At 39.5% G+C, this 14,172-nt stretch carries 12 protein-coding genes; 10 read left to right on the top strand and 2 right to left on the bottom strand.

Annotated elements, in window-relative coordinates:
- Positions 1-157 precede the first annotated feature (157 nt).
- The 10 genes from AACZ88_RS14375 to AACZ88_RS14330 all read left to right on the top strand — a co-directional run bounded on the left by AACZ88_RS14375 (position 158) and on the right by AACZ88_RS14330 (position 11,943).
- Complete coding sequence (locus AACZ88_RS14375) at positions 158-1,441, top strand: alginate export family protein (protein WP_339711591.1); 1,284 nt, start codon at positions 158-160, stop codon at positions 1,439-1,441.
- Between the two features lie 211 nt (positions 1,442-1,652).
- Positions 1,653-2,324: a response regulator transcription factor gene (locus AACZ88_RS14370; RefSeq protein ID WP_339711590.1), complete on the top strand. Its 672-nt coding sequence runs from the start codon at positions 1,653-1,655 to the stop codon at positions 2,322-2,324.
- A gap of 290 nt (positions 2,325-2,614) precedes the next feature.
- Positions 2,615-3,217 (top strand): TetR/AcrR family transcriptional regulator, encoded by a 603-nt coding sequence (locus AACZ88_RS14365; RefSeq protein WP_339711588.1) that lies wholly within the window; start codon positions 2,615-2,617, stop codon positions 3,215-3,217.
- A gap of 475 nt (positions 3,218-3,692) precedes the next feature.
- Positions 3,693-4,427: an SDR family oxidoreductase gene (locus AACZ88_RS14360; RefSeq protein ID WP_339711586.1), complete on the top strand. Its 735-nt coding sequence runs from the start codon at positions 3,693-3,695 to the stop codon at positions 4,425-4,427.
- A gap of 59 nt (positions 4,428-4,486) precedes the next feature.
- Positions 4,487-4,882: a DoxX family protein gene (locus AACZ88_RS14355; protein WP_339711585.1), complete on the top strand. Its 396-nt coding sequence runs from the start codon at positions 4,487-4,489 to the stop codon at positions 4,880-4,882.
- 222 nt (positions 4,883-5,104) lie between these two features.
- Positions 5,105-5,263, top strand: coding sequence for a hypothetical protein (locus AACZ88_RS14350; RefSeq protein ID WP_339711583.1), 159 nt, complete (start codon positions 5,105-5,107; stop codon positions 5,261-5,263).
- A 59-nt stretch (positions 5,264-5,322) separates the two neighbouring features.
- A complete protein-coding gene (locus tag AACZ88_RS14345) occupies positions 5,323-5,907 on the top strand; it encodes an AraC family transcriptional regulator (RefSeq protein WP_339711582.1) in 585 nt (194 codons plus the stop codon).
- Positions 5,908-5,990: 83 nt separating this feature from the next.
- A complete protein-coding gene (locus AACZ88_RS14340) occupies positions 5,991-6,530 on the top strand; it encodes a cupin domain-containing protein (protein WP_339711580.1) in 540 nt (179 codons plus the stop codon).
- A gap of 408 nt (positions 6,531-6,938) precedes the next feature.
- Positions 6,939-10,472, top strand: coding sequence for a molybdopterin-dependent oxidoreductase (locus AACZ88_RS14335; RefSeq protein ID WP_339711579.1), 3,534 nt, complete (start codon positions 6,939-6,941; stop codon positions 10,470-10,472).
- A 10-nt stretch (positions 10,473-10,482) separates the two neighbouring features.
- Complete coding sequence (locus AACZ88_RS14330) at positions 10,483-11,943, top strand: rubredoxin (protein ID WP_339711577.1); 1,461 nt, start codon at positions 10,483-10,485, stop codon at positions 11,941-11,943.
- On the opposite strand, the gene AACZ88_RS14325 is transcribed toward AACZ88_RS14330, so the two are convergent.
- Entirely contained in the window at positions 11,921-13,132 is a 1,212-nt protein-coding gene (locus tag AACZ88_RS14325; RefSeq protein WP_339711576.1) for a folylpolyglutamate synthase/dihydrofolate synthase family protein, read from the bottom strand. The two genes, AACZ88_RS14330 and AACZ88_RS14325, sit on opposite strands and share 23 nt — an antisense overlap.
- Positions 13,129-14,070, bottom strand: a complete 942-nt coding sequence (locus tag AACZ88_RS14320; protein ID WP_339711574.1) for an energy transducer TonB — start codon at positions 14,068-14,070, stop codon at positions 13,129-13,131. The genes AACZ88_RS14325 and AACZ88_RS14320 overlap by 4 nt, the downstream gene beginning before the upstream one ends.
- Between the last annotated feature and the right edge of the window lie 102 nt (positions 14,071-14,172).

Below are 14,172 nucleotides of genomic sequence, written 5' to 3'. Positions count from 1 at the left end.
CTCCGGGGCATTGCTTTAATCAAGAACATCTAAAAAATAAATGAGTTTTATAATAAAAAAAGGGGCATAAAATACGGTGCCCCTTTTTTAACATAAGCTTAAAATAAATAAAACCAGGCGGCACTTGCAAGTGTTGACATCACTTTAAAACAAACCTATGAAAATAAAAACCCTCGTACCCCTGCTGTTCGCGACAATTCAATTTGCCTCGGCCCAATTCACCTTAGACGGCGAATTTCGCCCTCGAACCGAATACCGTCATGGCTTCGGATCTCTAATTGCCGACAGTACCGATGCCGGCTACGCCCTTTCAACCAGATTAAGACTCAATGCAGGATATGCTGCAGATACCTATTCTTTTTATGTAAGCCTGCAAGACGTTATGGTCTGGGGTGAGAACAGGCAATTAAAGCCCGAGGACAGCAATAATTCATTTGCAATTTTTCAAGCTTGGGCCAATATCAATCTTGGCAGCAACTTTTCGACCAAAATTGGTAGGCAACAATTGGTTTACGACGATCAACGTATTTTCGGGGGTGTAGACTGGACGCAACAAGCGCGGAATCATGATGCCTTACTTTTGAAATATAAGAATACAAAATTTCAGGCAGATCTAGGCTTGGCATTTAATCAAGATTTCAATAATCCTGCAGGGTTTCAATCGGAAGGAACAACTTATGCAACTACTGGTTTTTTCTCGTATAAAACCATGCAATATCTCTACCTGAAACAAACATGGGCTGGTCTTTCAGGAAGTTTATTGTTACTTAACAATGGCTTTCAGAATTTTCAGACCAACGGCATCCTTGGGGATGGAACAAGCAACCTACAAACATTCGGCACCCATTGGGACTACAAAAAAGATAATTTCGGAATAGCCCTGAACGCATACTTACAAACCGGGGAACGGCAAAATAATGTCGATGTTGGCAGTGCCCATCTCCTAGGCCTTGACTTTAGTTACAAATTATCTGACAAAATAGGTCTGGGCATCGGAACAGAATTGATCAGTGGAAACAAAGCGGACACTGCCAGTAAAACGGAAGCCTTTTTTCCATTATATGGCACCAATCATAAATTCAATGGTCTTATGGATTATTTCTATGTAGGTAATCATGCCAATTCCGTGGGCCTATTCGATGTACATATAAATGCTAATTTCAAATTGGGCGAAAAGTCAAGTATCTTGGTTAATGTATTGAATTTCAGTGCTGAACAAGAATTATCAGATGGAAGCAAATCATTGGGCACCGAATTAGACCTCGTATTTTCACAAGCTTTTAATGGCTATGCCCTCAAGATTGGTTACTCCCAGTTATTTGCAAATGACGGAATGAATCTCCTGAAAGGCGTATCGGAAGATGCTGCCGCAAGTTCGCAAAATTGGGCATGGGCCATGCTGGTCATCAAACCAAAATTTTTAAACACTTCAAAGAAGTAATTTCAAAAACGATTGCTTCGTGAGAGCTATCATGACCATCATTTTTTTTGGTTGTGGTAGCTTTTTTTCATTCCTAAAGAACCAATGAAAAGGAAAACCTAAAGTAACGCATACACGATTGACCCGTAGAACAATTAAAATGGGACATTATCAGACTGCACCGTACGAATACGTAGTTTTTTATATATTTGCCAACTAAGAAATAATTATTTTGAGCAACGTAACAAGTATCGTATTAGCTGATGACCACTCGCTAGTCCGTGATGGTATTCGAGCCCTGCTCGAAGAAGAAGGAGATTTAAAAGTTGTTGGTGAAGTATCCAACGGCGAAGAGGCCATCTCCATGGTTTTGGATAAAAATCCCGATTTGCTTATTATAGATATTCGAATGCCCGTAATGAACGGCATCGATGCCGTTACCGAGTTAAAGACAAAGTCGCCTGCCACCAAATGTATTATTCTTTCGATGCACGATTCGGAAGAGTACATTTTAAAATCGGTAAGTGCCGGCGCTAGTGGCTATTTATTAAAGGATACCGGAAAAACAGAATTTCTAAAGGCCATACATACCGTGCGCCAAGGTGGTAAATATTTTAGTGGTGACATATCAAATGTTTTGGTCAACAACTTATTGCACTCGAAGAAAGTACAGGTAGAGAAGGTTCCCGAAGACAAGAATACAGAAACTCCTTTTGACCTGACCAGTAAAGAACTGCAAATATTGCAATTGGTTCTCTCAGGACTAACGAACAAACAGATTTCCGAAAAGCTACAAAAAAGTAAACGCACCATTGAAACACACCGATTTAATCTAATGCGTAAAATGGAAGTCAAAAATTTAATGGATCTTTCTAAAAAAGCCCAAGCATCGGGACTGGTCTAGTTAAAAAATACCTTACATATTCGCTATTGGTCTTTAAAAACCATTAAACGAGCGAGACTTAGTCACGAATGTTTCTTTGATATACCTTCTATTCCAAGAAGAATGTAATAAACTGGGCAATTCTAGCAACTAGTGAAAAAAACGTACACTTACTGAATGGTAGAAAAAGTAAACTCCCTATTCAAATAATACCCCATGTATTTCCAGTTTATACTACGGCTTACTAATTTAATAGCAGGAACTACACCAAAAAACATACTACATAGTATGTTTTTTAATACCTTTGTTGCATGGAACAGAAACTAAAGTCTGAACTTACCAAGCAGTTGATTCTCAACGAGTCATTTAAACTATTCTACGAAAATGGTTTTAAAACGACAAGTGTTGATAAAATAATGAAAACTACCAAGCTCACAAAAGGTGCATTCTATCATCATTACAAGAATAAAAAAGAACTAGGTATTGCCGTAATTAGTTTAAAATTGCAACAAAGATTGTATGAAGGAATGATGGCGCCTTTATATAATTCAGGCGATGCCTTGGCCATACTTGAAGCAACTTTTATAGACCGTTTGAAATCATTTTCAGTATATGAAAAAAAACACGGCTGCCCTATGAATAATTTGATAAATGAAATATCCGATTATGAAGTGGCCTATCAAATAGCATTGAAAAGAATAATTGAAGAGTGGAAGTCAGCATTGATATATCTGATAGATAGGGGAAAAGTCGAAAATACGATTGCCAAAAATATTTCCAGCAAAGCGGTGGCCATTTACCTTATAAGTGCTTTTGAAGGTATTCGTGGAATTCGTAAATTATATGATAATGATTTCATTCTTGATGAATACATATCTGGCCTTTCTTTATATTTAAATCAAATCAGAACATAATTTTTTAATCCAAAAACATACCATATAGTATGTTTAACAATGCCCTGTTTAGTATGACAATTTCAAAAAACAAAAGATGGGATTTTATCACAAAATCGACATAGGAGAAGCACTTGAAAACAGAAGTGAGCTATTGCCTTTATGGTTTACAACAATGCCGCAGTAACCATTGTATCTACGGCAGGAAGACGATATAACGGTCAGCATTATTGGTGCGGCCGCAGTCAACGTAAAAACAGTTAAAAATTGCGGGATACAAAACAGCATCTTTTATGAACTTCTCCAATAAAAGTGTCGAAACACCATTTAAAAATGTCGGATTAATCAATTTATTTGAAGAACGATTGAGTGTAGAACGTATAGTTCTTCAGTAGACCAGAACCTAAAATAAATCTTTTACCAATGGCCTTGGTATTAACATTTCTATCGATTAACCGATTAAAAAAATTAACTAATCCACTAAATAAAAGACGATATGACTTTACAAGATAAAGCAGTAATAGTAACAGGCTCATCAAAAGGCATTGGAAAAGAAATTGCCATTCAATTAGCTAAAAATGGCGCTAAAGTAATTGTAAACTATTCAAAAAGTAAAATTGAAGCAAAAGCCACTATTGACACTATTATTAATAATGGAGGAACTGCCTACGCTATTAAGGCTGATGTAAGCAAAAGGGAGGAAGTCACTCACTTGTTCGATAGCACCATAGAACGCTATGGAAAAATAGATGTTCTAATCAACAATGCTGGCATACTTGTCACCAAGTTGTTAAAGGACAATTCTCAAGAAGATTTCACACGGCAGTTTGAAATCAATGTTAGGGGTGTTTTCAACACACTACAGGAAGCACATAGTAAACTGGCCGACAATGGAAATATAGTTAATCTATCATCAAGTACCGTTAAATTAATGTTTCCCAATTACGCTCTTTATTCAGCATCTAAGGCAGCCGTTGAGCAAATGACCCGGGTGTTTTCGAAAGAAATTGGCAGGGGAATTTCAGTAAATGCTATTGCCCCTGGGGCGACCGAAACTGAAATGTTCTTGAATGGCAAATCTCAAGAATTTATTGATAGATTAAAAGCGATGAATGCCTTTAATCGACTTGCAAAACCGGAAGACATAGCAAAAGTTGTTATATTTTTAGCAAGCAATGATTCTAAATGGGTTTCCGGTCAAGTGATTGGTGCAAATGGTGCTTTGATTTAAATTGTTATAATCGGACCGTAGAAAAAATTGTCTCATTAAATTTTCAAATAAAACTATCTATGAATACACAAATTACTTATCTAATATTAAGAACGGGAGTCGGGGTAAGCATGTTCGGCCACGGATTGGTCCGTCTTCCCAAACTGCAGCTATTTAGTGATTGGATGCTCAAATCATTCGAAAAAGCAATGCTTCCCGAAATGCTTGTATTGCCCTTCAGCTATGTTTTGCCTATTACAGAGTTTGTCTTGGGCATATTACTTATCGCGGGGCTGTTCACCAGAATATCAGCTATTGTGGCATCGACCTTAATGATTATACTCATTTTTGGCACCACTTTAATTGAAAATTGGAGTGCACTCACACCTCAATTCGTACATCTAGCTCTTTTCGCCTACCTCATACAAAACAGCACCAACAATAGGTTTGCGGTCGACCATTTATTGAAAAAATAAAGGGTTTGCACCTATTTTATAGGTATCTTGAAATGTAAATTATTCTATTATCTTAAATATTCTCGCATCGGTTTTTTTATATTCTCGATCATTTTCCGAAAACTCTTTATGGCGGTTTCAGAACGAATCTATATCTTTAAGATTATGGTAAAGAATCCAAAGAAATATGGAGCATACTAGTTTATTCTTGCAACGCTTCATATATTCTGGAATTCGTGTAAAATGAAAACCGACCCAGTAAACATATCTAGAATCGTCAAAAAAAATACGGCCAAACCCAAAGGGAGTTTTTATACGGTCTGTTGGATCCAAGATGAGATAAAAGGTATAGAAATAGATAGAATTACCTATAAGAATGTTTCCAATGCGATTTTTTTCTAGACCCTAAAAATGAATGGAAGATTTTCAGTAAAGACACCAGTTTCAGCTCAGGGTACATTATGTATCTATCCAAAGAAATTTTAAATGAACCCATTTTAAGCAAGTTGCACATCAATGAAGTACGGCTTTTTAATTCTGGCCAGATTCCTAAGATAAATTTAAGTCCTGGTATTGCAAAAAGAACGCAATCTATCCTTGAAATGTTAGACGAGCTCATTGCATCTTCGCTCAATAATAGACATGATGCCATACTTTCCCTTTTAAATACATTTTTCGTGTATTGTGACGGACAGTGTAACGTAAAATCAATCATCACATCGAACAGCAATAAATCGAATATCGTTTACAAATTTAAAAAGTTGGTCGACAAAAACTTATCGGAATTGCATCAAGTAAACGATTATTCCCAGCTTTTAAATATTTCATCGAAATATCTCAATGAATGTGTTAAGGAAACACTTCACGTAAGTGCCAAAGACATTATAACCGAACAACTGCTCATGCGGTCTAGACATGCATTAAAGTTTTCTGGCAAAGCCATCAAGGAAATCAGTTTTGAGCTTGGTTTTTCCTCTCCCGATTATTTCAATTACTTCATCAAAAGCCATACAGGAAATACTCCTTCAGCTATTAGAAAGAGTTAATAGTTCTGAAAATCAATGTTTTTACCGTGGTTTTCACATAAATGGATAGCCATTCAGATAGTAACTTGCCTAAAAGTTATATTATGGACAGAAAAACATTCATCAAAACTACCAGCCTTGGGATAGGCCTGACAATTATTCCTACAGTTTCTTGCGCCAACCAAGCAATTTCCAATGAAACCACACAAGCAAACCCCAAAATCGTAGAAAATAGTGAAGGAAAGGTCTACAATGTTATCGGAGATATTCAAACACATAAGCTGGTTGGGAGCGATACAGGCAACCAGATAGTAGAATGGGTAGACGATGTTGAACCCGGTGTGGGAATCCCGCCGCATATCCATACCAAAGAAGATGAAATATTTCGGGTAATCAAGGGGCAAGTTGAAATTTTAATAGGCTCTCAAACAATCGTTCTCGAAGAAGGAGATATAGCATTTGCACCTAAAAACATCGCTCACTCATGGAAAGTAGTTGGAACGGAGAAAGCAAAAATGATAACCAGTGCATTTCCAGCAGGCATCGAATATATGTTCGCCGAATTAAGCGATTTACCCCCAGGGCCACCAAATTTTGAAAAAGTGGCGGAAATATGTGGAAGACATGGTATAAGGTTTGTGTAAATCAAAAAATCGCTCAAGGGTATCTAATCGATACATCAACTCATAAAAATTAATAATTTGACCGTTCAGTAGAGCGGTTTTTTTGCTGACAAGTTTCCGTAAAAATCTCAAATTTCGAGCTCGGCAGACACTTGATAGTCGCCCACTTTCTTCTAAAAAACAGAAAATGTTTTATTTTTCAAAAGTTCTTGCAGTCCTCAGACCGTCTGATCGGTTCTTACTTTAGTGCCCTGAATTTAGGCGGTATTACCCACCTTCTAGTTTAGCAACAGCCATTTTCTCAAACCCCAAAATTGTCATATTAATAATATTCTACCCTCACAATTACCGATTAAAAACTACGTATTTATACTTAATTACGTATTTTTGTATATCGAATCGTTGGTAGACTCTTGAATATAGAACCTCATGCTAAAAAAAAACGTACATAAGACCATCTGCTCCTACTGTGGTGTCGGCTGTGGCATCTTGGTAGACCAAGATGCCAAAGGAAATATTAGTGTTGAAGGCGACCCTGATTATCCAGTAAATAAAGGAATGCTTTGTTCGAAAGGAAAAAACCTAAACTACGTAGCCCAAGATATAAGCGATCGAATTCTTTACCCCGAAATGCGGTGGAGCAGAAACCATCCGATGGAACGCATTAGCTGGGATACGGCATTTGATAGAGCTGTTTCTGTCTTTAAGAGTATCATAGAAAAACACGGGCCCGACAGTGTCGGTTTTTACGTTTCCGGACAATGTCTCACTGAAGAGTATTATTTAGTAAATAAGCTAACGAAAGGCTTTATAGGCACTAATAATATTGATACCAACTCTAGGCTCTGTATGAGTTCTGCGGTTGTAGGGTATAAAAAATTGGTGGGAGAAGATTCGGTACCCATCTCATATGATGACATAGAACTTTCCGATTGCTTTTTGATTGCGGGAGCTAATCCTGCATGGTGCCACCCGATACTTTTTAGAAGAATTGAAAAACACAAAGAAGAAAACCCGAACGTAAAAATTATTGTGGTAGACCCACGAAAAACACAGACCTGCGCATCGGCCGATTTACATTTACAGATATTACCGGGCACCGATGTGATTTTATTCAATGCCATTGCACGCTGGTTGATCGAGAAGAAAAAAATAGACAAAAGCTTTATTAAAAAGCATACGGTAAATTTCGAAGCATGCAAAGAAAGTGCTTTTCAGCTCTCACTGCGGAAAGCTGCCGATCTTTGCGGAATCGATGTAGAGGATATTCGCAAAGCGGCCCAGTATATCGGCAATGCCAAGGCTTTTATCAGTATGTGGACGATGGGGCTCAATCAAAGTGTCATTGGAGTTTCCAAGAATGTGGCCCTGATGAACCTTTCATTACTTACTGGACAAATAGGAAAGCCCGGCGCAGGCCCCTTCTCCCTTACCGGGCAACCTAATGCCATGGGAGGCCGGGAGGTAGGCGGCATGGCGAACCTCTTAGCGGCACACCGAGAATTGAGCAATCCGAAGCATCGCCAAGAAGTAAGCCAGTTCTGGGGTGGAAAAGAAATACAATCAGAGCCAGGGTATACTGCTACCGAGATGTTCGATGCCCTCGAAAGTGGAAAAATGAAAGCGGTTTGGATTATCTGTACCAACCCTGCCGTAAGCATGCCTAACGTGCATAAAGTAGAAAGAGCCCTGAAAAACGCTAATTTCGTGGTAGTTCAAGACATTTCCCATAATTCGGAAACCACGAAATTTGCCGATTTACTTTTACCGGCTGCAGCCTGGTTGGAAAAAGAAGGTACAATGACCAATTCGGAACGTCGCATTAGTTACCTCCCCAAAGCTATTGACGCTCCCGGAGAAGCTATGCCCGACGCCGAAATTTTATGGCGGTTCGCACAAAAAATGGGCTATTCAGGTTTTGATTATCAAAATGCATCCGAGGTATACGACGAACATTGTCTGTTGACAAAGGGCACGGAAATCGATATTTCCGGTTTATCGTACGAGCGATTGAAAAACGAGGGCAGTTTTCAGTGGCCCGTACCACACCCCTCCCATAAAGGAACACCTAGATTGTTTACCGACGGCCGCTTTTTTACAAACGACGGCAAATCACACTTCAATGCTCCTCAAAAAATATATAATAGTTCTGAAACGACTACTAACGAATATCCCTTAATACTGAATACGGGCAGGGTACGTGACCAATGGCACACGCGAACTAAAACGGGAAAAGTAAAACGATTGCTGACCCATATTCCAGAACCGTACCTCGAAATGAACAAAGTAGATGCCTATCTTCGTAAACTCAAAAATGGCGATATTGCCGTCGTAAAGAGTAGAAGGGGCCAAGTACAGGTCAAGGTCAAGGTGAATTTTGACATTCGTGAGGGTGTGGTCTTCTTGCCAATGCACTGGGGAAAACTACTCAACAATGATTTTGGAAGAGCCAATAACATCACCAACGACCTTGTAGACCCCGTTTCAAAAGAACCCGACTTTAAGTATTGCGCTGTTGCTGTCGAGAAATACATAAAACCAAAGCAGAAAATTTTGATAATCGGTGCCGGTGCCGCCGCTTATCGGTTTATACAAACGTATCGGGAGAAAAATGAAATTGATGAACTGCATGTATTTTCAAGAGAAGACGACCCCTTCTATAATCGCGTGCTATTACCCGAATACATCAGCGAAGAGCTTTCTTGGAAAGCCCTTGAAAAACTCAAAAAAGGAGAACTTGAAAAACTCAAAGTACATCTTCATGCAGGCGTAGGAGTAGCTAAAGTCGAGGCAAAAACCAAAACGATTATCGATGACCTCAATATAGAACACTCTTACGATATATTGATCATGGCAACAGGAAGCCGAGCCTTTGTACCCAGTGATGTGCAAATAAAAATGCCAGGACGCTTCACTATGCGTGAACGTGGCGATGCCGACAAACTTCGTACATACTTGCAAGAAACCGGACTTCCTGAATCAGAACAGCACGTGGTTGTTGTCGGAGGGGGGCTATTAGGGCTTGAGCTGGCGGCCGCACTCAAAAGGAAGAATGTCAACATTAGTATTATTCAACGGGCTCCTCGCCTAATGGAGCGACAATTAGATAGCATAGCCAGTAGATTATTGGCCGAAGACGTAGCCGAAAGAGGCATAAAAACCTATTTCGACAATGAGGTTAGCACCGTGTTTGAAGAAAAAGGCATAAAAAACTCCTTGACCGTTACCTTAAAAACAGGTAGAACCATTAAATGTAATGCCATCGTTTTTGCCATTGGTACACGTCCAAACATTGAACTTGCAAAACAAGCCAACCTAAAAACAGGCAGAGGGGTTCAGGTCAATGAATATTTACAAAGTAGTGAACCCAATATTTTTGCACTTGGTGAAATCGCAGAGTTCAAAAATGGTCTTTTCGGAATAACCTCTGCCGCCGAACAACAGGCCGATATCGCAGCAAAATATATTATGGGTGATTTCGGAAGTATCTATAACGGTTCGGTTCTTATGAATATCCTAAAATTTGAAAACCTTGACCTCTGCAGTCTAGGCATGGTAAACGCTCCGGTTAACGATACCAGCTATGAAGAAATCATTTTTATGGATGTCAGTAAACGATATTATAAAAAGTGTATCGTAAAAGACGATACACTTCTTGGTGCTATATTGATGGGAGATAAGAATGAATTTGCCGAATTCAAAAGACTTATCGAGGAAGAAATCGAACTCTCGGAAAAGCGAAATGAACTTTTACGCGGTAACGCTAGTTCGGTACCCATGAAAGGAAAACTGGTCTGCTCATGCAGTCAAGTGGGTGAGGGCAATATCATCGATACCATTCGCAATGGATGCGGAGAGTTTGCCAAGCTTTGTTCAGAAACCGGAGCTGGTCTCGGCTGCGGAAGTTGCAAACCAGAAATACAGGAAATACTCAACCAGCAGTTACAGACCGCTACCTCTTAACAAAAAGGCTATGAATGATGATTTACACCGCATATTGATCAAAGGAGGGGTAACCTCCCCCGGAGAGCTGAAAGATATCATTGCCATGTTGGAAGCAGGCGGACTGAAAGAAGTATTCTTCGGATCAAGACAAGATTTATTATTTCCCCTACAGAACGCTGCTGAAGAACAGTTAGAGAAAATATCAAAGTTCAATACCGATATTGTTTCTGAGCGCAGCTACCAAAATATTGTTTCCTCTTACGTGTCAGCCGATATCTTTGACATGACGCACTGGCTCAAAGGCTCTACCTATCTCTATATACTGGAAGGTTTTGACTTTCTTCCAAAATTAAAAATAAATATTACTGACCCAAAACAGCGACTCGTCCCCGTATTTAATGGCAATCTCAATTTTATCGCTTCTGAAAATGAAGATTACTGGTACTTGAACATCAAACTGCCTGATTGGAAAGAATCGGCCTTCTACCCTGTACTCGTCTACAGCTGGGACATCACTATTCTGGCCAAGGCCATTGAAGACATTTATGAAGATGTAGCCAACGTGGAAGAACTATTTTTTATTCTCAACAAAAAACTAGACACAAACAACAGAACAATAGAAAAGGAATTGGAAATTCCTTATTTGAAATTTCCATACTACGAAGGCATGAACCGTATGGGCCTCGACCAATACTGGCTGGGCCTCTACTGGCGAAATAATCGATACGACCTCGATTTTTTAAAGGAACTATGTGGATTTTGCTTAGACAATAGTATCGGAAAAATATGCATCACGCCTTGGAAATCATTTGTAATAAAAGGCATCAAAAGTGGTTCGCGCCCAGAACTTGAACGTTTTCTAGGTCAAAAAGGAATTAATATACGTCATTCACAATTAGAAATGAACTGGCATTTACCAGTTGATGACAATGAAGCAATGGAGCTAAAAAACTTCTTGGTCCGTAGTTTTGATCAAAATGATATTAGCACCTACGGACTCACATTTGGTATTAGCAATGAGTCTGGAAAAAGAACGCATTTTTCGTCAGTAATTATCGAAAAAAATACACTGCCTACTATTGTCAAAGATTTTGACGTGCGACCGACCTATAACGTACTTCATTTTAAAAATTTCGACCCCAATACGCAAATATACAAGGCCTATGCTCAAGATGTCGATAAAATAGAGTTGCCCGGGTTACTAATGGAGCTAAGCAAATATTACTTCGAACAGCTGGGCAAAACTGAAAAGAAAATAGAACCGACCAAGAAAAAAGTAGTTGCAACCACGCGTGAAATACATCAATGTGAAGCTTGTTTTACGGTTTACGATGCGACATATGGAGATGCCAAGGCCAACATCTCAATTGGTACACTTTTCGACGCGCTTCCGGCAACCTATGAATGCCCGGTTTGCGAAGCCCCGAAATCTAGCTTTGTAAAAACCGAAATATCGATCAGCGAAGTCAAACAACCTCGGCAACGGTAAAAGTGCTACCTCCAATAAATATAAAATCAGTTTTTGAAGTATTTCGAAGTGCCTCGGAGTATGCTACTTTCACCGAAGGATAGCTTTCTCCCTTCAATCCGAAATCGGCGCCTTTATTCTTTAGCGTCTCGACATCCAAACCTCTAGAGACATTTGGTGAGCAGAAATAATAGATTGCCTTTTGAGGAAATAAAGGCAGTATACTGTTCAAGTCTTTCTCCTTGACAAAACCAAGCACAATGTGGAGGGTATCGAATTTCTGGCGGGTCACCTGCTCTAACACCATAGAAAGTCCTTCACTATTGTGTGCCGTATCACAAACCACAGTAGGCGACTTCTTCAGTACTTGCCACCGTCCCATTAATCCAGTGTTTGCAGTCACCTTTGAAAGTCCCTCTTTAATATTTTTTTCAGAAATTTTAAAGCCCTTTAATTCCCGAATAGTAGCCACAACTCCTTTTACATTCTTTGCTTGATAGCTCCCCAGAAGGGCGGTTTTATAAACATCTTGTACAAACTTATCAGCGAAAACAATGCTGCTATTCCGTTGTTGGGCTATCATTTTAAAGGTATCGGTAATTTCGGGTTGAGATTCGCTAATTACCACTGGAACACCTTCTTTTATAATACCTGCTTTTTCAACAGCTATTTTAACCAAGGTATCTCCCAACATATCAACATGATCCATTCCGATATTCGTAATCAAAGAAACCTCGGGGGTAATAATATTGGTAGAATCCAATCTACCGCCCAAACCTACTTCTATAATGGCCACATCTACATGCTCTTCGGCAAAATAAGCAAATGCCATGCCTACGCTCATTTCAAAAAACGATAAATTGAATGTTTCAAAGAAGGAACGGTTGATTTCGACAAAATCAACTACAAATTTTTTAGAAACTTGTTTGCCATTGATTCTTATACGTTCCCTAAAATCCTTTAAATGAGGGGAGGTGTAGAGTCCGACCCTATAACCGGCCTCTTGTAGTATGGAGGCAAGCATATGACTGCTAGAACCTTTTCCATTGGTTCCGGCAACATGTATACTCTTGAATTTTTTCTCAGGATGATTTAAATGGGCCGAAAATGCCAAGATGTTATCCAGCTTTCCTGTAAAGGCCATCTTTCCACTTCGCTGGTACATCGGAAGTTGAGCGAACATCCAATCTACGGTTTGTTTGTAGGTCACTCTCCCAATTTAAAATTGACAACTACAAACCCGACTTGTTGACTTGGCGCATTGGAATCTAAATTCCATTTGTGCTTAAAAGCCGTTTTTTTGGCGGGATCTAATAGACACGGATCGTTATTGGTCGTACCCTTTACTCCAGGAGTAGCACTAATTACGTTACCATTTCTATCGACCACAATCTTTACGACTACCCTACCCTCTTGGTTACAATCTTGCTTTACTTGGCCTTTACTAACCAGGGATCTACCATTAAGACCGTAACCACCAGTTCCACTACCAGATCCAGGGCTACCGTAATAACTGGTAGCATAGGGGTCACCGTCAGGTTGGCCCTTGTCCCCCGTTCTATTGTCGTCACCCTCTGAACCTGTGGCCGTACCATCAGATTTATTCAGACCTCCCATCAACGCATCCAATTTTTTCTTTTTGGCTTCTTGTTCTTTACGGGCCTTCTCCGCGGCATCCTTTTTCTGTTGTGCTATTTTAGCTGCCTCAGCCTTTGCTTTTTTCTCGGCGTCTTCGGCCCTTTTCTTAGCTGCTTTCTCCGCTGCTTCAGCCTTTCGCTTCGCCTCTTCAGCTTTTTTAATTTTGATAGATTCTTCGTTCTCTTGTGTCAGTATCTTTTCAGCAGGCGCTTCTTCCGCTACAGTTTCTTCTGGAACATCTTCGGCCATTTCCTCAACTTCCTCTACGACCTCTTCTTGTTTACTGGGTTCGACGGGGGGCGTCTCCAAGGGTTCTGATCGTATTTTTTCTTTAGGTTGTTTGTTACCGCTGCCAAAATCCATTGTGCCAAAATTCACAGAAATTCCGTTCTCATCCGGTGGGTCCATATAGGTCAAACCTATATAAAAAAGCAAAAGCAGCAAGGCACTTAACAGCGCCGTGGTAAGTGTAAAGGATTTTTTCTTGTGTCTCGTATCTAAGAATGACATTACCTCAATTGAATTTAAAATATCGTTGAATAATATCGTTGATCAAATCAAACAACTACTAAATCTCGACAACTTAGCAACGGTTGTTATTTCTTGGAAGAA

The sequence above is a fragment of the uncultured Kriegella sp. genome (genome assembly GCF_963975415.1).
Taxonomy (GTDB): Bacteria; Bacteroidota; Bacteroidia; order Flavobacteriales; family Flavobacteriaceae; genus Kriegella.
This window is presented reverse-complemented; position numbering and strand designations above follow the sequence as displayed.